This is a genomic window from Ignavibacteriales bacterium (assembly GCA_026390575.1).
GTDB lineage: Bacteria > Bacteroidota > Ignavibacteria > UBA10030 > UBA10030 > Fen-1298.
On the sequence record JAPLFR010000013.1, the window covers coordinates 15,315 to 38,848 of the forward strand.

General features: G+C 43.4%; 17 protein-coding genes. 8 read left to right on the forward strand and 9 right to left on the reverse strand.

The window, feature by feature from the left end:
* Window positions 1-19 precede the first annotated feature (19 nt).
* Window positions 20-1,576: an L-glutamate gamma-semialdehyde dehydrogenase gene (gene pruA, locus NTX44_10880; protein MCX6122104.1), complete on the reverse strand. Its 1,557-nt coding sequence runs from the start codon at window positions 1,574-1,576 to the stop codon at window positions 20-22.
* A gap of 211 nt (window positions 1,577-1,787) precedes the next feature.
* Between pruA and NTX44_10885 the strand changes: the two genes are divergently transcribed.
* Window positions 1,788-4,346 carry a BamA/TamA family outer membrane protein gene (locus NTX44_10885; protein ID MCX6122105.1) on the forward strand — a complete coding sequence of 853 codons (2,559 nt, stop codon included), beginning with the start codon at window positions 1,788-1,790 and terminating at the stop codon, window positions 4,344-4,346.
* 111 nt (window positions 4,347-4,457) lie between these two features.
* Here the strand turns inward: NTX44_10885 and NTX44_10890 are convergent, their stop codons facing one another.
* Genes NTX44_10890 through NTX44_10920 form a run of 7 tightly spaced genes read right to left on the reverse strand, consistent with a single transcriptional unit; the run spans window position 4,458 to window position 12,385 of the window.
* Window positions 4,458-5,216, reverse strand: coding sequence for a hypothetical protein (locus NTX44_10890; GenBank protein MCX6122106.1), 759 nt, complete (start codon window positions 5,214-5,216; stop codon window positions 4,458-4,460).
* Window positions 5,217-5,231: 15 nt separating this feature from the next.
* Entirely contained in the window at window positions 5,232-6,719 is a 1,488-nt protein-coding gene (locus NTX44_10895) for an NADH-quinone oxidoreductase subunit C (protein MCX6122107.1), read from the reverse strand.
* Window positions 6,720-6,731: 12 nt separating this feature from the next.
* Window positions 6,732-8,141 carry a proton-conducting transporter membrane subunit gene (locus tag NTX44_10900; protein MCX6122108.1) on the reverse strand — a complete coding sequence of 470 codons (1,410 nt, stop codon included), beginning with the start codon at window positions 8,139-8,141 and terminating at the stop codon, window positions 6,732-6,734.
* Between the two features lie 23 nt (window positions 8,142-8,164).
* Window positions 8,165-8,800: a hypothetical protein gene (locus NTX44_10905; protein MCX6122109.1), complete on the reverse strand. Its 636-nt coding sequence runs from the start codon at window positions 8,798-8,800 to the stop codon at window positions 8,165-8,167.
* Window positions 8,797-9,720 carry an NADH-quinone oxidoreductase subunit H gene (locus tag NTX44_10910; protein MCX6122110.1) on the reverse strand — a complete coding sequence of 308 codons (924 nt, stop codon included), beginning with the start codon at window positions 9,718-9,720 and terminating at the stop codon, window positions 8,797-8,799. Before NTX44_10910 ends, NTX44_10905 begins: the two co-directional genes overlap by 4 nt.
* On the reverse strand, window positions 9,717-11,726 hold the full coding sequence (locus NTX44_10915; GenBank protein MCX6122111.1) for a proton-conducting transporter membrane subunit: 2,010 nt from the start codon (window positions 11,724-11,726) through the stop codon (window positions 9,717-9,719). Before NTX44_10915 ends, NTX44_10910 begins: the two co-directional genes overlap by 4 nt.
* On the reverse strand, window positions 11,696-12,385 hold the full coding sequence (locus NTX44_10920; GenBank protein ID MCX6122112.1) for a PTS sugar transporter subunit IIA: 690 nt from the start codon (window positions 12,383-12,385) through the stop codon (window positions 11,696-11,698). The genes NTX44_10915 and NTX44_10920 overlap by 31 nt, the downstream gene beginning before the upstream one ends.
* Before the next feature lie 483 nt (window positions 12,386-12,868).
* Here NTX44_10920 and glnD point away from each other — a divergent pair, with 483 nt between their 5' ends.
* The 7 genes from glnD to NTX44_10955 all read left to right on the forward strand — a co-directional run bounded on the left by glnD (window position 12,869) and on the right by NTX44_10955 (window position 22,633).
* Window positions 12,869-15,439, forward strand: coding sequence for a [protein-PII] uridylyltransferase (glnD, locus tag NTX44_10925; GenBank protein ID MCX6122113.1), 2,571 nt, complete (start codon window positions 12,869-12,871; stop codon window positions 15,437-15,439).
* Window positions 15,440-15,459: 20 nt separating this feature from the next.
* Window positions 15,460-16,269 (forward strand): glutamate racemase, encoded by an 810-nt coding sequence (gene murI, locus NTX44_10930; protein MCX6122114.1) that lies wholly within the window; start codon window positions 15,460-15,462, stop codon window positions 16,267-16,269.
* Between the two features lie 130 nt (window positions 16,270-16,399).
* Complete coding sequence (locus NTX44_10935) at window positions 16,400-18,604, forward strand: DUF4954 family protein (protein MCX6122115.1); 2,205 nt, start codon at window positions 16,400-16,402, stop codon at window positions 18,602-18,604.
* A gap of 352 nt (window positions 18,605-18,956) precedes the next feature.
* Window positions 18,957-19,538, forward strand: a complete 582-nt coding sequence (gene pyrE, locus NTX44_10940) for an orotate phosphoribosyltransferase (protein ID MCX6122116.1) — start codon at window positions 18,957-18,959, stop codon at window positions 19,536-19,538.
* 1 nt (window position 19,539) lies between these two features.
* Entirely contained in the window at window positions 19,540-20,658 is a 1,119-nt protein-coding gene (locus tag NTX44_10945; protein MCX6122117.1) for a mechanosensitive ion channel family protein, read from the forward strand.
* On the forward strand, window positions 20,636-21,190 hold the full coding sequence (locus tag NTX44_10950; protein ID MCX6122118.1) for an NUDIX hydrolase: 555 nt from the start codon (window positions 20,636-20,638) through the stop codon (window positions 21,188-21,190). The genes NTX44_10945 and NTX44_10950 overlap by 23 nt, the downstream gene beginning before the upstream one ends.
* Window positions 21,191-21,286: 96 nt before the next feature.
* Window positions 21,287-22,633 (forward strand): thymidine phosphorylase, encoded by a 1,347-nt coding sequence (locus NTX44_10955; GenBank protein MCX6122119.1) that lies wholly within the window; start codon window positions 21,287-21,289, stop codon window positions 22,631-22,633.
* A 50-nt stretch (window positions 22,634-22,683) separates the two neighbouring features.
* On the opposite strand, the gene NTX44_10960 is transcribed toward NTX44_10955, so the two are convergent.
* A complete protein-coding gene (locus tag NTX44_10960; protein MCX6122120.1) occupies window positions 22,684-23,469 on the reverse strand; it encodes an inositol monophosphatase family protein in 786 nt (261 codons plus the stop codon).
* Window positions 23,470-23,534 lie beyond the last annotated feature (65 nt).

Below are 23,534 nucleotides of genomic sequence, written 5' to 3' on the forward strand. Positions count from 1 at the left end.
TCAATTCGCATTTCGCAATTTACTTGATCTTCTCGGATAACGACTTTGCTTGCATAAAGAGCAGTAAGTAATCCCGCCCTCCGGCTTTTGAGTCCGTACCGGACATATTAAATCCGCCGAAGGGGTGCACGCCGACAAACGCGCCGGTGATTTTTCGATTCACATAAAAGTTGCCAACATGGAACCTCTTCTTCGCTTTTTCAATCTTTTTTCTATTCTTTGTCCAAATGCCGCCGGTGAGACCGAATTCTGTATTGTTTGCCACTTCAAGTGCTTGATCGAAATCTTTCACTTTGATGACAGCAAGCACCGGACCAAATATCTCTTCCTGTGAAATCGTTCCCAGAGGATCGACATCGGCAATAACTGTCGGCTTAATAAAGAACCCGTCTCCTTCAGCTTTCCCGCCGCCGCAAATCAATCGGCCGCCTTCTTGGATTCCTTTTTGGATGTACGAAAGAATTTTTTCTTCAGCACTTTTATTGACCACCGGACCTAAATAATTTGCCGGATCGTCCGACGAACCGGTTTTGAGTTTATCAACTTTTACTTTTAATAAATCGAGAAATTTATCGTATACTTTTTCCACCACGATTGCACGGGAACAAGCAGAACATTTTTGTCCCTGAAAACCGAACGCCGAGACCATGACCGCATGAACTGCCGCATCGAGATCAGTTTGATCATCGATAACGATAGAATCTTTACCGCCCATTTCTGCAATGACGCGCTTGAGCCATCGTTGTCCGGGTTGAACTTTTGCCGCAAGTTCATTGATATGAATACCGACTTCTTTTGATCCGGTAAACGATACAAATCTTGTTTTCGGATGTGCAACAAGCACATCGCCAACCGTCGCCCCGGAGCCAGCTATAAAGTTAATAACGCCCGCCGGTAATCCAACCTCACGCATCAACTTAAAAAACATCCAACCGGTAAACGGTGAGTCGCTGGATGGCTTCAGCACGACTGTATTGCCGGCAACGACAGCGGCTGATGTCATACCTGCAAGAATTGCAAGTGCAAAATTCCATGGCGGCACAACAACACCGACACCGAGCGGAATGTACCTTAGTTCATTTTTCTCATCAGGAATTTTTGTAATAGGCTGCTTATTAGAATAACGCAGCATCTCCCACGCGTAAAACTCAAGGAAGTCGATTGCTTCTGCCGTATCAGCATCGGCTTCGGGCCACGTCTTACCGACTTCGTAAATCAGCATCGCGCTGAATTCGTGCTTGCGCCTCCGCATGAGCTTGGCGGCTTTGAAAAGATACTCGGCTCGTTTTTTCGAATCAACCCATTTCCATTCTTCAAACTTCTTTACTGCAGATTCGATGGCTTTATTCGCGAGATCGGGATTCGCTTTCGAGAACACTCCAATCACTTCATTCGGCCTGGATGGATTTATGGATTGCAATTTGTCGTCAGTGCGGATTTCTTCTCCGCCGATAACGAGAGGATATTCCTTTCCCAGTATCGCTTTCACGTTGGCGAGCGCTTTTTCCATCGCTTTCCGATTTGCCGGTTTGGAAAAATCGGTTAATGGTTCATTCTTAAAAGGTTTGTGCGGCATAGCGCCAGTCCTTTCAGCAATAATCATAGAATAATTTTTAGTGTGTATAACTTACGGATTTTTTTGAAAAATTGCCTTCCTTGTTAAGACTAATCTCAACTTGATCATTCACATTGATGCAATTTTCATATGTATGTACTGATAAAACAGAAAGTTTTCCGTATTATTACTTCACATCAATCGAAGACACCACTGGCTCAAAATCACAACAATGCCTGGATTGAAATACGCTCTTTTTCTAACATTCCTTGTTACTCAAAGCGCAGATGCACAATCCAGCGTCTTTCTTTTCCAACCCGATAGTGTAACGATAGCCGCCAATCCGGAATTTCAAGCAAGCAGTCTCCATCGGTTTTTATTCGGTTCACTTTGGCGCGATACGTGGACAACACCGGTAAAAGTAGAAATTCTGAATTTGGATTCTTCTGCCGGCATTCTTACCTTCGACACGTTGCTCATACGATCACATCAGGGGATCGTTACTCGCTCACTACTCTTTAAAGACAAGAACGGAAACGCGCAAACATTTACGCCGAACTATCAGGATTCCGCTTCTTCACTCCCTCAAGAGTTATCAATTCTGTTGCCGCGAGATATTATCGATGACCAAATGAGTACATTAAATCCATTTGCATCACTCGTCGTTGCCCCAATTCTACAAGCAGCGGGGCTGGCTTTTCGAGAATCACGTCTTATCTCTCTACCAGACAACAAAGACTTTGACAAGAATAATCTGCAAGCCGGAGGAAGGCTTGGAATTCTTGAAGGACCATGGCGCATTCCATTTACAAACATCGCATCTCCTCAGAGTGAATTATTTGAAACATCGTCGATTCTGGAATCGCTGGAGAATGATCTCCACAATAGAGTTGATGAATTGCATTATCTCAAAGCTCGGCTTATCGATATTCTCCTTGGCGACTGGGATCGCTCGGCGGATCAATGGCAATGGCTCAAAGTACAAACCCCGACAAGCATCATTTGGGAACCCGTACCGCTTGCACATCGACAAGCACTTGTTCGGTTGAATGGTTTGCTCCCTCTTATAGCCGACCTTGCGTTTCCAGAGCTGGAACATTGCGGTGAGAATATTTCCAGCGTCGAGAATACCACGCTCACAGGACGTACTCTCGATCGCAGATTATTAATATCTTTTCCAAAACAAACTTGGGACTCGTTGGCGAACTGGATTCAGATTCAGATATCCGATTCCGTTCTCATACAGTCAATATCAAAATTACCTGTCCCGATATTAGAAAAGGAAGGAAAATCGATTCTACAGATTCTTCAGGCTCGGCGCGCACAATTGCCGATGGCAGCGAGTGAATTCTACAAGTTGTCATCGGCATACGTGGAAATCCATGGCAGCAATAAAGCAGAACGCGTAGAAATTCGCAGGATCGGTAGGCATATGGTTTCCGTTGCACTATATGATCGTGTCGACACATCACAGACACCTCTCTACCAGCGATTGTTCCACGATGATTTCACAAAAGAGATTCGTCTGCTGCTCCTTGATGGTGATGATAAGGCGACAATCGAAGGAGAAGAAAACGGCACTATGAAAATTATTGTCGATGGCGGTAGCGGGAAGAATGAACTTGTCGATATGAGCAAAAGCAGAAGAGTATTCTCCAACTTGAATCTTTTTGCTTCTGCAGGTGCAGTTTTTTATAATAATAATTCAGTATTGCGTACCAAAATGGGCAGCAATACTCCAGTGATCCGCAATTGGGGCAGTGAGTGGTCGTTCAGTCCGTGGCTGGATATCAATCCTGATGACGGGCTGTTCATCGGCGGTGGACCTGTCTATACGCAATATGGCTATCGTATGGAACCATACACTAAACAAATTAGTGTGCGTGCCGGAGTTGCAACGGAAACCGGACGCTACCGCTTAGATGCGACTGGAGAATTCCGGGATTGGTTTCGCGGTATAAGTACATTCCTTCAATTCCATGCTTCACAGCTCGATTTATCAAATTTTTTCGGACTGGGCAATGAAACGACGTACAGCCCATCACTCGACCATTCTGAATTTTATAAAGTTGACCAAAGGCAGGTATTTTTTCGCGCTACAGTCGACTTCGCAATCGCCGCCAACACATCTGCAGAATTCGGCAGTACCATCAAGCTTATCGACAACAACCCAAAACCGGGCACACTCCTCGACGCTCTCCAACTTTCTTATTATAATAAAAGTCTGACATTTTTAAACCTTTCTGCCCGTATTCAAGCAGACAGCCGTGATGCAGACAAGTTACCGACCCGCGGTTTGTTTATGAAAGCAGAGGTTTCCTATCTTCCGAAAATGTTCGACAATGCAAACACATTCTACAAACTCCGGTGTGAAACTCGGACATACTTTACGCCTGTGAACATTCAAGCATTAACAATTGCTGTAAGAGCAGCCGGGGAAAAGATATGGGGAAACCATCCTTTCTTTGAGTCTGCTTTTCTTGGAGGCAACGAATCGCTGCGCGGATTCGAACGTCAACGTTTTGCAGGCGATGCTTCGTTGCAAGGCGGCATGGAGCTTCGCGCGCGCGTAGCACAGATTCCATTTCTCGTTCCGCTCTGGGCAGGAATTTCGGGATTTGTTGAAACAGGCAGCGTCTTCATCGATGGTGAACAATCTCACAACTGGCATAACGCTGTCGGTGGTGGGGTATGGTTCTCAATCATAAAACCGGAATATCTCGTCAGTTTTAGTTTTGCCCGTTCGAAGGATGAAGTTACGTTCTATGCAACACTTGGATTTACGTTTTGAAGCTGGATTTGAATGTGCTTTCAGGAGTTGCGTCCTGACAGGCACAGAACAAGTGAATTGAAGTATCGAGAACAAACCCTTGCCATTACCTCAACAAATCCATTGAGTGTCTTACTTTTTCCCGATAAAATCCAAAATAGCATTGATGATAGTGAGAGGATGTGGCGGACAGCCGGGGATAAACAAATCGATTTTTACCGTATTGACAAATTCGCGATTCAATTCGTTGGATTCAGCAAACACACCGCCACTAATTGCGCAGGCGCCGACGGTAATAACAATTTTCGGCTCGCTGATACTTTTATAGGCATCCAGTAAAGCCGGCGCCATATTTTTTGTGATAGGCCCGGTGATGACAATGCCATCCGCATGGCGCGGCGAGGCAACGAAATCGATGCCAAAGCGTCCCATATCAAAATTGACATTTCCGCAGGCAGATAATTCCATCTCACATCCATTACACCCGCCGGTGGAAACCTGTCTCAGTTTTAAGGAGCGGCCGAACACTGTATGTATTTTTTTCCGTGCTTCGATTGCTGATGCAACATAATCAGTATAATCCGTTCCCGGTGCGACAACGAGATGATCTTTCTTTGAGGCCGCTATTTTATAATTATTGCTGAAATGGATTGCTCCATTCGATGCGCGTTCGCATTCACCGCAAAAAATACATTTTCCAAGATCGATTGCCAACGGATTTTTCGCTATTGCATTCGTTGGGCACATATCGACAACTTCTTGCCAATCGTTTGTGTGTTTCGTTTCGTCAATAATTGGAAAGCCACGATGCGTTTCCATCAACGCAGCATTTCGAATATCTGCAATCGCTTGAAAGCCATGACGTATTCTAAGTTTTATGAGGTCGAGCATTCTTCACCAATAGTATTACAAATCAATACCACAATAGGAAAGGTTGAAACTCTTGTTGCATAACGGAAAGTCGGAGATCCCTTCATCGCGGACAGCCAATGCCAAAGCAAGCCAGTTATTAAATGAAGGATCTTTGATTTTCAAACGTTTGATGTTCCCATCATTATCCGTGAGCAGTACGTGAGCAATTTCACCGCGCCATCCTTCGGTCAGGGAAACGACGAAACGGTTTGGCTGAAGCGAGGATACAATATTCTTTGACTCACCTTCTGAAAGATTATTCAATTGGTCACGAATTATTTTAACGGATTGCTGAATCTCTACAAAACGAATATATGCTCTTGCAAATACATCCCCGTTGTCCAGCGTTAATTTATGAACGGGAAAAGATTCATAGGCACCAAACGGATGATCTGCACGTACATCGATTGCGACACCGCTTGCTCGTGCCGCAGGACCAACCATGCCAATTTCTCTTGCTGTTTCTTTTTCTATAATTCCGGTCTTTTCAAATCGTTCCAGAGTAGATGCTGACGTGAACAAGACTTCACCCGCCAAAAGCACGTCATCTTCAAGTTCATTGATTGTTGCCAATATTTTGTCTTGCAACTGCGAAGAGATCGTATAATGAACACCGCCAATTGCTAACAATCCCCTGCCGAATCTGTTGCCGCAAATGGACATTGTTGTATTGATAACTTTTGTGCGAAGCGCGCCAAACACAGAATTACCTGTCAGATATGCAACGTCACCAGAGAGTGCGGACAAATCGCCAAGATGAACAGCGATCCGTTCCAGTTCAAGGGCAATCGTACGTATCGTTTTTACTGTTCGCGAAACCGATATCTTTCCAGCAGATTCCATCGCACGGACAAATGTACCGCAATGACCAATAACTGTATCGCCGGCAATAGATTCCGATAACTTTTCGAGATAGACAGGGCGATTGTTATTCTTTATGAAGAGCGCTTCAACCCCGCGATGCTGGAAGCCGTGCTCGATTTCAAGATGATATATTTTTTCACCGTGGCAGGAAAATCTGAAATGGCCGGGTTCGATAATGCCTGCATGAATTGGGCCTACACCCACTTCATGAATTTCTTCGCCGGTCATGCTAAAGAATTCGTAGGGTGTTTCACGCTGATCAATTCCGGCAATTCCATGCCGGACGGGTTTGAGCCAGGGATGTCCTTCCGGTGTGATTTCAAACTGTTCAAATAGTTCACGTTCAAACAACGATGCGGAAGGTATCTCGGATGTAAAAGAGTGATAGTGTGATTGAAAATTAATCTTTGAGGAAGCGACACTCAATCTTGAGTTATTATCATCAGCAACGATCGCGTACATCGCAATTCCGTCGGTTTCTTTATCGGCGAAATATTGCACCAATCGCCTACCGCTTTTAATTTTCTCTATGAGCTGATTTCGTAAATCGTCAATATGCAGCCGCGGTATCTCATTCAATGAGATTGATTGTAAATTTTTTATTTCGGCCCAATTCAATGGAAACCCCAATTATTGAAAAAATCCAACAGCGCCATTGAGCAAATCAAGGACTTGCTTCGGCATATTTATTCCGATGATACAAAGAATGAGAAGCAGCACCAGTTGAGGCGCATAAGCATAGGCAGCAAATTTTTTACTTCCCGCATTGGCTGTTTGTACATCACTAAAAGCCATTTTGAATACAGTGCCGCCCATACCAAACATGATAATCACGAGAAACAAGAAGAATGGGATTGCAAGCCAAGACATTCCACTTAACCAAAAAGCCCTTACAATTAAAAATTTGCTGATGAAAACAGGAAACGGCGGGAAGCCGATGATAGCAAGCATGGAAATAATCCAAAGCCAGCCGGTCCGCGGATCTGTTTGAAGCAATCCATTCACTTCTTCAATCCTTTTACTTTTATATAATTGCAGGATATTGCCTGACGTCAGAAACAATGATGCCTTTGAGAGTGAATGAGCAAGCGTATGAAGAAGAGCGGCGAATATTCCGTACTTGCCAAGTGCAATTCCAATGAAAAGGATGCCCATGTTCTCGATGGAAGAATACGCAAGCATTCTCTTGTAATTCTTTAATCGCAGCATGAAAACAGCACTCACCATCAAAGAAAGAAAACCGGTAATGAGAAAAAGAAAATTCGAGAAGTCGTCTAACCGAGCATGAATAAATATTTCCTGAACACGAAGCAAACCAAGAAGAGCGGAATTCAACAGTGCCCCGGAAAGCAGCGCAGAGACAGGCGAAGGTGCTTCGGAGTGGGCATCCGGCAGCCATGCATGGATTGGTGCAACACCAATTTTCGTTCCCAATCCAACAAAAATGAATGCAAACGAGACCTTGAGCCAAAACGGATTTATTTCAGAAGCGCGAGCATAGAGATCCTTGAAGAACAACGAATCAATGTGCCGACTGCCGATAGAAAGCACGATGATGCCGACAAACGCCAGCGCAATTCCAATGGAACAAATGAAAATGTACTTCCACGCAGCCTCTAAGGATGATTTTTTCTTTTCAAAATAAATCAACATTGCGCTTGTCAATGTCGACGCTTCAATAAAAACCCAAAGCGAGGCTAAATGTGTTGAAAGAATGACGCCGCTCATAGAGACAATAAAAAACAGAATTTCAATAATATAGACAGCTTCTTGCTTTGCAGAGAGCGCATGTATTTTAAAATAAAAAAGACTGTACACTGCGGCGCTGCCAAAGACGAGTGTCATAATTGAAAAGAAGTAGAGTCCTATCGTATCAAATTGAAAGTATGTTAAAAACCATGTCGGCAGCACGTACCATTCAATATTCATCCACTGTGCCGCAGCAATGACAACATACAGAACGGCAGAACCGATCAAAGCAATGCGATTCACAAGTTTATTTCTTGCTATCACACTCCATAATCCAAATAGTATCGGCATAAAAAGTACTAATCCAATCATCATCAATCCTTTAATTCTGTAAGTTCATCAATATGACTGCCGTCGTACATCTCTTGAATTTTGTTGAAGAAAATAACGAAGAGATAAATACCGACAAAAAGATCGAGCAAGACGCCAAGATTCACCAGGAAGGGCAATTCGTTGGCGACAGAAAGTGAGAGCAGAAAGATTCCGTTCTCCAGCATCATATAGCAGAGGATGTGCGTAATGATTGTTTTGCGGTTAATAATGAGGAAGAGGCTTGAAACAATCAACATAATGGATACACCGAAGTAGAGCGGCTTGATGCCGGCATTTGTTTTTGCTGCCCAGAATGCAGCAACAAATCCAAAAGCAAAAATTGCGCTTGCAAAAATAAGCGAATAAAATTGAGTAATGTAAGGCTCTACTTCCCGTGCAATTTCATTTTTGCGGATGACTGTTAAGAGAAAGTATGGAATAACAATAGCTTTGATCACTAATGTCTCCAGACTGAGAAATGCAATGTTCAACCAATTGATTTCTTGAATATCCACTATGACAAGGAGAAAAAGAAGGAATCCTTGCAATGCTAATGTTTTTACATACGCTTCAATGCGACTGACGGCAAAGACATAAAGCATACTTGTACCGAGAAGAATGATCAGGATATCGGTCATGAAAGACCTCCGCGCAGAAAGAATGCAACGACTGCAAACGCTGTCAAAGAAAGAGCTGTCATAAGGAAAATGAATTGTGGAACATGCGACATTCTCGAACGCGCAATGAGCGATTCAACCGCTCCAACGGCTATATATATAAAGATAAGAACCCCGAAAAAGAGGCAGAGCGCAGCGATCGATGGAAAATATGGCGGAATACATAAATTTGCAATCAACATTGCAATGAGCATCATTTTCATCCCGGCAGCATAAACCATAAAAGCTAAATCAGGGCCGGAGTAGTCGAGAATCATTACTTCGTGAATCATGGTAAGTTCGAGGTGCGTGTTGGGATCATCAACCGGAACTCGGCTGCCTTCAGCTAAGAGCATAATAAACAATGAAGCCACTAAAAGAATTTTTACCAAGAGTGAATAACCAGCGCTCACAGTCAGCATCGCAAATATTGCCTCGAACGAGATCTGATTGGTCAATAAGGCAAGTGTGCCAAGAACAATAAAGAATGCCATCTCTACCAAGGTTGAAAATGTAACCTCTCTGCTCGCTCCCATTCCTTCAAAACTGCTGCCGGTATCTAACGCTGCAAGCACCAGCATAAATTTTGCCAATCCAAGTGTATATGTGAATACAATGAAATCTCCCGGAAAATGGATGATCGACCCAATAAATGGAATTGGAATAAACAACATCGCAAAGAGTGCTGCCGCAATATTTACAGAAGGGGCAATCTTTAATATAAAGGAAGTTGTTTTACTTATGACCTCTCCTTTGCGGAGGAGTTTCAGGAAATCATAGTACGGTTGAAAAACCGACGCGCCTTTTCTGCCAGCCCATCGGGCTTTGGTTTTATTGATAATGCCAATAAAAAGAAAAGGCAAAACGCAGGTTATCGCAAAAACAAATATCTTCGTCATCATTTGCCGCCCCAAATCCAAAGAAGAAGAAAGACTAAGAAGATTAACCCGTAAATAATATACTGCTGCATTCTTCCACTTTGAATCCATGAGAATTTATTGAGGAAGTTATTCAATAACCGTATGGATGGTTGAATAAGTACTCGCTCCGAAAAATCTTGCGCATGACTTTCAAACGAAGCGCGCGTTGGGAACAACACCTGTTCTTTATGAACTTGCACTTTTTGCGGGACCAACTCGGCAGTCAACTGTAAGAACGGCTGAGCGAAAGAACTAGCCGTGTATTGCATACGGCTACTTTCTTTTTGGTATCCGCAATCCCAAGTTTTGAAAACTTGCACAGACCTTTTTCTCAGTAAAACAGTTCTTATGGTAAAAAAGGACCCAATCAAAATAATGAAGATAGAGAGTGAGGTCGATATTGTCGTCATCAACGAAATAATTTCCGGCATTGCTGTATGAGATGCATCTGGTAGAAATTGTCCGACGGCGGATGACAGCAACTTGATTGCAAATACAGGGAAAACACCGATCACGATCATGGCGAAGACTAAAAAGGCCATTGGGAGAAGGAGTGAATATTCTTTTTCTTCTGGTGTGAAGTGCAACTCTGATCGAGGTGTGCCTAAAAAACAAATTCCATAAACTTTGGTGAAACATAAAAGAGCCATTGTGCCAATAAGCGCTAAGCCGGATAGTCCCATGAGAGCAGCAATATTGAATGCAATGTTGTTGATTGAAAAGCTTCTTGCGAGGCCAAGAAATATTACAAATTCACTAATAAATCCGTTCAGTAACGGCATGCCGCTAATTGCGAGTGAGGCAATCAAAAACAGGATAGATGTAAATGGCAAATACTTGCTTAGACCGCCGAGTTTATCAATATCTCTTGTATGAGTTTGTGAGTACACTATTCCAGCTCCATAAAACAAAACACTCTTAAAAGTAAAATGATTGATCGTGTGCAACAAAGCTCCAAGAAAGCCGAGTGCCGCAATAGGTGTGTTATTATACACTAAACCAAGCATACCAATGCCAATTCCCATCCCGAGGATGCCGATGTTTTCTATGCTATGATATGCAAGCAATTTTTTAAGATCGTGCTGTGCTATAGCATTTGCCACACCATAGATACCGGTGACAATCGACATGACAATAACCCCGTACGCCAAACGATAGTCTGGAACACCGACCAGTAAAAGAATTCTCAGAATTCCGTAAACGCCCATTTTAATCATTACACCAGACATGAGCGCCGACACACCAGTCGGAGCTGCGGGATGCGCTTTAGGCAGCCACGTGTGCATAGGCACAAATCCGGCTTTTGTGCCAAATCCAAGAAAGAAAAGAATAAAAATGAAGATTGAAGAACTGCCCGAATTGCAGACAACACTTTTAAAAGAATTAAAATCGAGCGAACCTGCGATGGCGGAAGACCAACCGAATGCTGCAATGAGAAAAGCAGCACCAATTTGCATTGCAACGAGATAATAGATACTTGCTTTGCGCACTTCTTCTTTCTTATGTTCAAAGTTGACAAGAAAGAACGAGGTAAGCGACATCGTTTCCCAAACAACAAGGAAGAGCAGAGCATTTTGAACTATGACGACTAAAAGCATTGAAGATGACATCAATCCTAAGAAGAAATAGTAAGATGAAAGGTCTGATGTATCTCCAGCATACATTTTCATATAGCCGTGGGAATAAACGGCGGCAAACAATGCGCCGAGAGAAATAATGAGAGAAAAAAGTGCAGCTAAAGGATCCAATCGAAGAAATGATATTCCGATAGGTTCAGAGAAAAAGAATTGCGCATCGATCTGTCCACCGGATAAAAGAATTCCAATGACGCTTGGGAGAATACATAATTGAGCAATTACGGCAAATACTATGAACGCTATCGATTTAAATTTTTCTTTGAGAAAAAGAGCAACGAATCCTCCGACAGAAAAAAGCGCCGTACCGATGAGCAAGCTAATCATGTATTCACGGCCTCCTTTTTCTGCCATTCGAATTCTCTCTTGCGGACATACTCCAAAATCGTTTCTGTATTTGAATGTTCTTTCAAAATGTTTAAGAATGTATCATCTTGACATAAATAGGAGATTTTAGAAAGCACTTCTAAATGCATCTTAGGACTTGCTGTGAGCAAAATAAAAAGAGTATGGACAGGTTGATTATCTAAAGAACCAAAATCAACCGGCTTTTCCAAACTACAAATTGAGACACTCGCATTTTTTAAATCGGTAATAATAGGATTGCGTGGATGAGGAATTGCAATGCCTTTACCAACTGACGTCGGCATCAGCTCTTCCCTGCTCAGCAGAGCAGAGAGAATTTCTTCTTTCGATATGTTTTGCGGTGTGATGATTCTTTGAACCGCACTTTGTAAAACTTCACGGACAGTTTCTCCTGAGACTTGAGTAACAATTCCACCTTTTTCTACAAGCCGCTCTAAACTATCACGCCTATCTGGATTTGTCAAATTAATTAATGTAGAAGAAAGCTCTATCTTATTACTCAAAATCCATTCATTAATTTCCGTTCTATTAAAACGATATTGATGATTGATTCGATAACAGGGAATTTTTTTATTTTTGATCCAGCGGTAAACAGTCTTTTCGGATACTTGTAAAAGATCGACAATATCCTTGATTTTGAGCTCCATAAATCCCTTTTTTTGAATATAAATTTACTGATAGTTCCCTTAATGTCCAATATTGTTTATATGAATATCCTTTAATGTCCGAAGTTGTCCATATCATTATTCTTACAATAAATTATTGGTTTTCTATAATTTTTCCAATTATAGAAATAGATTTTATTATCTGTAGAGCTTTCTGAAATTTTTGCGAATAGTGTATCGTACAATTGAATTTCTTATTCTGATTGCATGACATTCTCTTATGTAAAAGTGATCATGATCTTAGGTGATAGCATTGATACTGTTCTTGTATGTCTTCAACTCAAAGCGCGTTCATAAAAACAACTGTGAGCACTCTTCACGAGTGATGCTCAGCAATAAAGAATGATACTGAGGAAAGTCTTTTAGTATTTCACACTGAACCTCAAAAATGATTATATTAACTCTGTGAGTACGTTCCGCACAATTAAAAAAAACTACGAAAAGAAAACACAAGAAATACTCCGGATGCATCGTGCAGGTGCAGGCGGTATTCGCGTCGGTCTTGCGTTGACACATCAGCGCGACTCTCTTTTACAGTTGATTTTTAAGCGTCTCACAAGTGACTCTCACCATGTAACAATCGTTGCTCTGGGCGGTTACGGAAGAAAAGAACTATGCTTTTCTTCTGATACAGACGTTATGTTTCTCATCTCAGATGAACAACATCGGAATTCCGCTACTCCAGCAGTTCAGGAATTTATCCACAACTTATTGGATACCGGTTTAGATATTGGCCACAGCTTCCGCACTATTGATGAATGTATCTCCCTTCCCCCAGAAGATTTTGAATCCCGTATGTCGCTCATCGAGGCACGGTTTATCTGTGGGGATGAAACCATAGTTCGAAAACTTATCTCATCCATCCAAGAGAAGATCAAAGAAGGCGATCAGCATTCTTTCGTACATAGGATTTCCGAGTCACGGCAAATGCGGCATAACAAATATGGCAGCTCGTCAAAACTTCTTGAACCGAATATAAAAAACAGTGCCGGCGGTCTGCGTGATATTCATACCGCACTCTGGTTAATGCGCGGTACAGGAACAATACCGATTCCGAAAAACCTTGGAACATCAGAAACCGCTACGCTGCATCTTCTTAAATCTCGAGCAGTGAAACTGCAATTCACACCATCGTCTTTGAAAGAAATAAAATTATCGTTTGATACGCTGCTTCGAGTGCGTAACGAAATGCACATTCAATCCAACGCTCTCCACGACACACTGGAATTTAGTTTTCAGCAGCACGTTGCTTCCGGCCTTCGCTATCGCACAAATTCGGAGCGGGCGAAGGTTGAGCGTTTTATGCAGGATTACTATAGAGCTTCACGTTCTGTGGCGTCATTTTGCACACGGGTCATCGATTGGTCGCATGACCGCTGGTCACCCGTTGTTCTCATAACGAAAACAGCAAAACTCAGCAGTGCTTTGGTCATACAAAACGGGCGAATCCATCTGTCAAAACGCAGTGTGCTTATTTCTAACGAACTTCTCCTCCGCGCATTTTTGTTTCGGAGCGAACGTCATGCCAAGTTTTCGTTCCAGTTGGAAGATGCCATTCATCGCCGATTGCAATTTCTTAAACCGCTCAGCACTCCATCGGAAACAGAATTATTCCGGCTCCTTCTTCATAGACCAAATGGCGTTGGTAGCGCGATTCGTAAAATGAATGAACTAGGGCTGTTCGAACGATGGATACCGGAGTGGAAACCGATGGTCTCATTCTTCCAGCATAATCAGTACCATTATTATACCGCCGATGAACACACGCTCATCGCGCTCGCCAATGCTGAAACGCTTGAACATTCAAGTTCTTCATTCGGAACAGTCTTTCGCGCCCTGCCGAGAAGAGACACTCTGTATATCGCCTGCCTGTTGCACGATATCGCCAAGCCGTCTCATATCGGCAAGCATGAAATAAAGGGTGTTTTCATCGCAAAGCGCGTCCTTCAACGATTAATGTATGACGATTTGATGGAAGATGTCTCATTCCTCATTCGACATCATTTGCTTATGGAACAGGTGGCGTTCCGCCGCAATTTGAATGACACGCAAACAATTGTGGAGTTCGCACGGACATGTAACCGTATCGAACAACTCGATTATTTGTACGTTCTCACATACGCGGATCTCTCTGCAGTCAATAAAAATGTGTGGACCGAATGGAAGGAACTTTTACTTCGGGATTTGTATCGCAAAGCACGCATCGTGTTGGAAAAAGAAATGACAAGCGAAGAGGTCCATAAGCGGACCGCTCAGCTTGTGGAAGAAAAGCATACGGATGTCATTCATAATCTTGCGTCTGCATTTCCTCCAGACGAAGTGAATGCCCACATTTCGCAATTCTCCGATACATCGTATATTGCAGCATTCAAGCCAGACGAAATTGCAAACCATTTGCAAGCTATTCACCAAGCTGAAAAAGTTTCCGTCCTTTTTCAACAATCCGGCAGTTTTACTGACGTGACATTCATTGCCCATGATTCGCCAGGTGTACTTTCTCAGTTCTGCGGTGTACTGACCGCAAACGACGCAAACATTTTAAACGCCGAAGTGTTCACGCGACGCGATGGAATCGTCATAGATAAATTTCGTGTTGTGGAATTCGGATCCAATACAGCACTCTCCGATGACCATTGTTCACGGATCAGCCGAGATGTGACAGAAGTGATGGAAGGGCGCACTGAGATCGCGCATCTCATCGAACGGCATCGTATGCGCTGGAAACGGCGCACTCGGATAATGAACCCAAACACGCGCTGCGATGTGGAATTTGAGGATCACCCGCAGTTTACAATTATCGATGTGTATGCACCGGATATGCTCGGTCTTCTCTACCGAATCACCGGAACAATTGCGCGCCTTGGCTTCAATATTTCGTTTGCAAAAATAGCCACTCGCGTGGACGGCATTGTGGATTCGTTCTATCTTTTAGATGCCAGTGGAAATAAGTTGGATGATCCCGCACAACAAGAAACGGCAAAGCGAGAAATTCTCGCGACGATTCAGACTCTCTCCGAATCGGGGCCTATAGCATAAGAATTCATTGATGAGCTAGTATGAATACTGCACACCCCATAGGCGTTTTTGATTCCGGTATTGGCGGTATGACTGTAGTCCGCGCATTAACGCATTACTTACCGCACGAAAATATTATTTATTTTGGCGACACGGCACGAGTGCCGTATGGACCCAAATCACCACAGGTTGTGCGTGAGTATGCCCTTCAAGATACAGATGTGCTGCTTCAACACGATGTGAAACTCATCGTCATCGCTTGCAACACAGTATCAGCCGTCGCTCTTGATGTTGTGCAGAAACGGGCAAAAGTTCCGGTTGTCGGTGTGATTCTTCCAGGTGCAGAAGCTGCCGCACGAGCAACAAAGAATAAGCGCATTGGCGTTATCGGCACAGTCGGTACTATCTTCAGCAATGCGTACACAAACGCCATTCGTCAGATTGATTCCGACATTAAAGTATTTGGTCAGCCATGCCCGCTTTTTGTTCCGCTTGCTGAAGAAGGTTGGATCGATCACAAAGCAACAGAATTGATCGCCAAAGAATATCTTTTCCCTTTGACACTCGAAAAAATTGATACGCTTGTGCTTGGCTGTACACATTATCCTATCTTGCAAAACCTCATCGGCAAAGTACTTCACCAAAGTGTCACGTTGATTGATTCTGGAGAAGCAACTGCATTCGTTGTCAAGAACATGCTTACAGACTTGAAATTGAATAACACGAGTACATTAAAGCCGAACTTGCAATTTTTCGTCAGCGACGTCCCGCACAAATTTGCCGAAATTGGAGAACGCTTTCTTGGAACAAAACTTGGCAAAGTACAGCGCGTCAGCGGATTCTTGAACTAGAGATAGAGTAGAGAAGTTACCTGGAATACAAAATCAAATTGATATCGTTCCGATAATTCACTATTCTTTTACCATTTATTACGCTAAAACTATCTGAATAGCCATTCCGATTGGATAGAAGGGCCCCGACATGGATACTGTATCAATTCTACCTTCAGACAGCATCGGCAGAAATTTCATCCCGAAGGAATATCTCCCGGACGACAAAGACGAATACTATCAACGCAACGCACAAGTTCCATGGCCAAAGGACCGATGGCGGCAGCTTCGTGCAGACGAAATAGAACACCTCGTACAAAACAAAAATACATCTGATAACTGGGGCGATATACTGGTTACAGATCCATTTGATCCAAACAAAATCAAAAACAACAGTTTTTTGGGGATTATTCGAATTGGATGCGTTCAGAATGTCAATCTCAAGCATCATGATCTGCAGGTGCCCGTTGGAATAACTGACAGCGTTGTTATAGCGTGCGATATCGGAGATAATGTAACTATACGCAATGTACGGTATCTTGCGCATTACATCATTGGTGATCGATGCATTTTATTGAACATCGATGAAATGCATACGACCGATCACGCCAAGTTCGGGAACGGAATTCTTAAGGAAGGCGAGCCCGAAGATGTGAGAGTATGGCTGGACCTGATGAACGAAACGGGAAGCAGAAGAGTGCTGCCATTTGACGGCATCATCACAGCCGATGCTTACCTCTGGGCAAAATATCGTGACGATAAAGCGCTTCAGGAAAAATTGATTACGATAACACAGCATAGTTTTGACAATCGTCGCGGTTTCTATGGAACGATTGGCAACCAGTGTGTGATCAAAAATTCTGGAATACTCAAAGACGTAAAAATTGGTAACTGCTGTTATATTAAGGGCGCGAATAAACTTAAGAACCTGACCATTAACTCTTCAGAGACCGAATCCACACAAATCGGCGAGGGCGTTGAATTAATTAACGGAATAATAGGGTACGGCTGTCACATTTTTTACGGATCGAAAGCTGTCCGCTTCGTTCTTGGAAACAACTCTAATCTTAAATACGGCGCCCGATTAATCCATTCATTCTTAGGTGACAACTCCACGATCTCATGCTGCGAAGTACTGAACAACCTCATCTTCCCGGCGCATGAACAGCATCATAATAACTCATTCCTTATTGCCTCTGTCGTATTGGGACAAAGCAATGTGGCCGCAGGCGCTACAATCGGTTCAAACCACAACAGCCGTGCTAATGATAACGAGGTTCAGGCAGGACGCGGATTCTGGCCGGGACTTTGCACAAGCATCAAACATTCCTGCCGTTTTGCTTCTTTCGTTCTTCTCTCCAAAGCAGACTATCCTGTTGAAATGGACATTCCTTTTCCTTTCTCGTTGATCAACAATAATGCAGCAAAGGATGGACTTGAAGTCCTGCCTGCATTTTGGTGGATGTACAATATGTATGCTTTAGCCCGAAACACCTGGAAATTTCAGAATCGAGATAAACGAAAAATTAAAGTGCAAAATATTGAATTCGATTCGCTTGCTCCGGATACAATTGAAGAAATATTTAACGCGCTGCGCCTTCTCGAAATCTGGACAGCAAAAGCCGATATTCTTCGTCAGGGCAATTCCGCCGAGAGGAAGAGCGAAAAAGAATTAATTCAAATCGGACAAAAACTATTGGATGGGCCGGAAAAACAGATGGCTCTTTTAGAAGTGCTCGGCGAGAATATGGAAAAATCCGATCGTAAAGTAGTTATTCTTAAAGCATATAAATCCTACCATGCTTATAAGGATATGATCCATTATTATGGCATAAAAAATCTTTTGGATTACTTGAGAACAAATACGAACGAAACATTTTCTTCTATGCGTGAGACTCTGAAAAACAGCCGACAAATTCAATGGATTAATCTCGGCGGACAATTAATTCCCGCACCTGATGTAGACCAACTTCGTGCTGATATTGGATCCGGCAAGCTTGCTTCATGGGAAGAAATTCATAAACGATACGACACACTCTGGACAACGTATCCATTGGAGAAACAAAAACATGCCTATGCTTCGCTATGCACTTTGCTTGGAACGGATACATTGACTCACGAGCAATGGATCGCTGCACTCGACCGAGCTGCGAAAATACAGGAATACATTCGAGATCAAGTCTATATCACCAGAAAAAAAGATTACGATAACCTGTTCCGGCAAAACACCTATCGGAACATGGCAGAAATGACGGCCGCCATCGGCACAGTTGAAGAAAACAGCTTTATTAAACAGGTACGATTAGAAACCGATAAGTTTAAAAAACTTGTGGCTGAAATGAAGCAACGAAACTGAAGAAGGAAATAAAATTGAATTATTCTATTTGGTTTGTCTCAAGAAAATTTCGGCAGATCTATTTGAAAACAACGGAATAATTTATTAGAGACATCTGAAAAATAGAATTATTGATGGTAGTCGCAATCTTTAGATTGCGTTTTCTAAACACAATCGCGAACTAAAGTTCGCGTCTACCAATATTACCAGAATATTTCAGATGTCTCTATTAAGAAGAATTGTGCTGAAGATTGAAACATACGCCTCATAGCAATACAGGTAACGGAACAGGCACAATAATCAGTCCAAAATTGCACCTCAGACGAGTTCTCAGTATCTTTTTATCAACCATAACAACAAGAAATATTTGCTTATGAAACTGCCCAAAGAACAAATTCTTGAAATCTTCCGGGAAACAAAAGCGCTCCTCGAAGGACACTTCCAACTCACTTCCGGCATGCATAGCCCGCAGTATTTTCAATGTGCCCGCGTGCTGCAATTTCCGAAATATCTCCACCTGCTCTCTGGAGAAATTGCACGCCACTTTGGATATAACGAAGTGGAAGTCGTTCTTTCTCCTGCCATCGGAGGAATTGTGGTTGGAACGGAAGTCGGCAGAATGCTGGGCGCGCGCACTATTTTTGCCGAACGGAAAGACGGCAAGATGGAACTGCGCCGCGGATTTGAAATTCTTCCCGGTGAACGCGTACTCGTCGTGGAAGATGTTGTAACGACCGGAGGTTCCACGAAAGAAGTTATTGATTTAGTGAACGCCGCAAAAGGCAGTCTCGTCGGTACCGGCTGTATTGTCGATCGAAGCAACGGAAAAGTGCAATTTGACACAAAACAATTTGCGGTTTTACAGATGGAAGTTGTTACGCATCAGCCGACAGATTGCCCATTGTGCAAATCCGGCAGCGCAGTCGTAAAACCCGGCAGTAGAGGGAATTATTAATATGGGTGATGTATTCCAACATGTGCAGCAATTGATCGGCAGTGGATTCACACTCTACCTGTGGAACGGTTTCGTAGCATTCGCAGCCGTTATGGTTATTGGATTTTTTTTCAAATACTTTCTCAATACCCTTGGCCGCAAACTTATTGCTAGAACAAACACCGAATTAGACGATAAGATTTTTGCCGTCATCCTTCCCCGTGTCAAGTGGCTTGCAATCGTCATCGGTTTATATCTTACCATCGAACAAATTGCCAAAGGCATTGCTCGCACCGATAGAATTAGTGAAGAACTGGTTCAATATTCGGAAGGCATCATCTATATTGCATTCGTTTGTCTTGTCACCGCGCTGATAATCCGTCTCATCGACACACTGTTGAAACATTCCATGGAAACGCATGCAAAGAAAACAGAATCGATGGTCAATGAAGCGCTCTTTCCAATCTTGAATAGATTGGTGATGATTTTGATACTGTTTGTCGCAGCCGTGATTTCTCTTGGACATTTTGGCGTCGATGTCAGCAGTTTGCTCGTCTTCCTCGGCGGCGGTTCAGTGGCTGTTGCTCTTGCAGCACAGGAAACTCTGGCAAACATGATCGCAGGGTTTGTTATTATGCTGGATCGGCCGTTTCGTCTTGGTGATAGAATAAAACTTCCTTCCGGTGAAATTGGTGATGTATTCGAAATTGGCCTTCGCAGCACAAAGATTCTCGACTTCGACAATAATCTCATTGTCAGCCCGAACGCCGAGTTGACGAAAACCAAGGTCATCAATTATTCGTATCCTCGAAACGATATCCGTGTCCTCGTTGAAGTAAATGTTGCATACGGTACATCGATCGAGCGGGCAAAAGAAATCATGCTCAACCTCGCTCGTCAAAATTCCGATCTGCTCAAACAACCGGAACCGAGTGTATTTTTCAGCGCAATGGGCGAATCATCATGCACGCTTCAGTTAATTGGACGCACTGACGATTGGAAGAAAAAGGGCCGCGCAGAGAATGTTTTGCGCGAACAAATATATACAGCTTTCATGAAGGAAGGAATTTCCTCCGGTATTGCACAGCATGTCGTTCAACTTTCATCACCGATCATCAATGTCTCTCCAAAAAACGATTAAGTCCGAAAGATTGTATCACGGCAGCATCATCGACCTGATTATCGAAGAGGTCGAAGACGCACCGGGTAATATCCGCAAACGTGAGATTGTGAGCCACCCGGGCGGAAGTGTTATCGTACCGTTACTCGACAATGGCGATGTGATTCTTGTACGGCAGTACCGATATCCGCTCAAAAAATTTATTTTGGAAGTTCCCGCTGGAAAGCTTGAACCGAACGAAGATCCGTTGAGAGCTGCTCAACGCGAACTGCAGGAAGAAACTGGCTACATTGCTGACAAGTATGAAAAACTGACAGCGATGTTCACCACTCCAGGATTCTGCAGCGAAGTGCTTCATATCTATCTTGCCACCGGATTAAATAAATCCGAGCACGGCCAAAATCTTGACGAAGGCGAACAGAGTCTTACGGTTGAATATATTCCGCTTTCCACTGTTGTAGAAATGATCGTGCGCGGCGAGATCGGCGACAGCAAAACCATCGCCGGAATTATGTTGGCTGAACGAAAACTCAAATCAATGAACAATGAATGAATATGGTCGATGAGGAATGCTCCTTTACTTATCTATGACTGCCCATTCATCTCATATCATTGATCATTATTCACTCATCACGAGTCACTTGTTATTATGAATATTGTTGAATTGATTCGGAAGAAGCGCGAAGGTAGTTCACTCACCGAAGAAGAATTCCGATTTCTCATCACGGGATACGTCGAAGGCACAGTGCCGGATTATCAAATGTCTGCATTCCTCATGGCGTGCTACTTCCGTGGGATGAGCAGCGAGGAAACGCTCACGTTCACAAAGCTGATGCTGCATTCCGGCGAGGTGATTGATCTTTCCGAAATTCCCGGCGTCAAAGTCGATAAACATTCTACCGGTGGTGTGGGCGACAAGGTGTCGCTTATTCTCGCACCGATGGTTGCCGCATGCGGCGTTCCTGTACCAATGATTTCCGGGCGCGGACTCGGACACACCGGCGGCACGCTCGATAAATTAGAATCCATTCCTGGTTTTCGAACCGATCTTTCCATTTCAGAATACAAGCGAGTCATTCGCGAAATTGGTGTGGTGATGATCGGGCAAACGAAAGAGATTGCACCTGCCGATAAAATGATGTATGCCCTTCGCGACGTGACGGCAACCGTTGAGTGCATTCCACTGATTGCTGGAAGCATTATGAGCAAGAAATTAGCGGAAGGCATTGATGCATTAGTGCTTGATGTGAAAACCGGTCGTGGCGCGTTCATGCAGACGCGCGAACGTGCAGTGGAATTAGCACAGACACTTGTCGGCATCGGCAATGGATTTGGGAAAGAGACCATCGGTTATATAACGGATATGAACCAGCCGCTTGGCGTTGCTATCGGCAATTGGCTGGAAGTAATTGAATCCGTCGAATGTCTGCGCGGTACCGTTGGGAAAAATGATATGTCAAGCGATTTAATGGAAGTGACATACGTGCTTTCAGGAACGATGGTGTATCTCGGTAAAAAAGCGAAGTCGATCGAAGAAGGAATTGAGAAATGTAGAAAGACGATTGAAGACGGGTCGGCATATCATAAACTGCTCGACCTCGTCCGTGCACAAGGTGGCAGTGTTGAAGCAATTGAAAATTTGGAACGCTATCCCCTGCCTAAGTTCGCTATGGAAGTGAAATCAAGTGAGCAAGGATTTGTCAACGAAATAGATTCTTTCGAACTCGGATTGACAAGTATTTCCCTCGGTGCCGGCCGCGAAAAGATCGACGACGTGATCGATATGAAAGCAGGAATTTTATTGAAGAAGAAGGTTGGTGATGCAGTCGATGTTGGAGATTCTCTTGTTATTTTTTATACAGACCGAGAGGACGTTCTTGCTTCTGCGCGCGAAAGAATTACGAAAGCATTTAAGTTCTCTTCCACTAAGCCGGAACGCAAACCAATGATTTTAGATATCGTGGATAAGAACGGTGTGAGGAAATGGGGAGCTTAGCAACCTTCCGAAGGTTTCCAGAGCTTAAGCAATGAGAACCTTCGGAAGGGTTATCCTTGTTTTCCTATTCTCTTCTTCAGCACTGCGACCATCTGTTCGTGAATCAATCCGTTCGTAGCAAGTATTTCTTCTTTATAGACACTTGATGGAAAACCTCGGAAGTCGGTCCACTTACCGCCTGCTTCTGTCACCATCAATACTCCTGCGGCCATATCCCATGGGCGAATCACTCCTTCCCAGAAGCCTTCGAAGCGTCCAGCTGCAACGTAACATAAATCAAGCGCTGCCGACCCAAGCCGCCGAATTGCCTGTGCTTCAACAAGAAAATTTCTAAAGTGTGTAACTGCGGGTTCTGGCCGCTCATTCACATCGTACGCAAATCCGGTAACAACGAGACTTTCAATCAGCTTTGTTGTCTTAGTAACCTCTATGCGCTTTTTATTCAACCACGCACCCTTACCTTTTTCAGCAGTGAATAATTCATCTCGACTGGGATCATAGACCGCGCCTAGAATTATCTCTCCTTTGTATTCCAAACCGATTGACACACAATAGATGGGCAACGCATGAGTGTAGTTTACCGTCCCGTCTAATGGATCAATAATCCATCGGTATTCGGATTTCACTTCCGCGGCACCTGATTCCTCACAGAGAAAATCGTGATGCGGAAAGTGCTGTTTGATTTTGCTGATAATAAGTAGTTCCGACTTCTTATCAATTTCAGTAACAAGATTTGTTTCTTGACCACCCTTGTGTTCAATCTTTCTGATCTTGCCAACGTTCATCTTAAGATATTTTCCTGCTTCGAGCGCGGCTTCAACTGCTACATTGAGCATACTGTTTTCATTCGGAACAAATAAATATTGAATTAATTTATCTCGTTAGAAATTACACTTCGGCT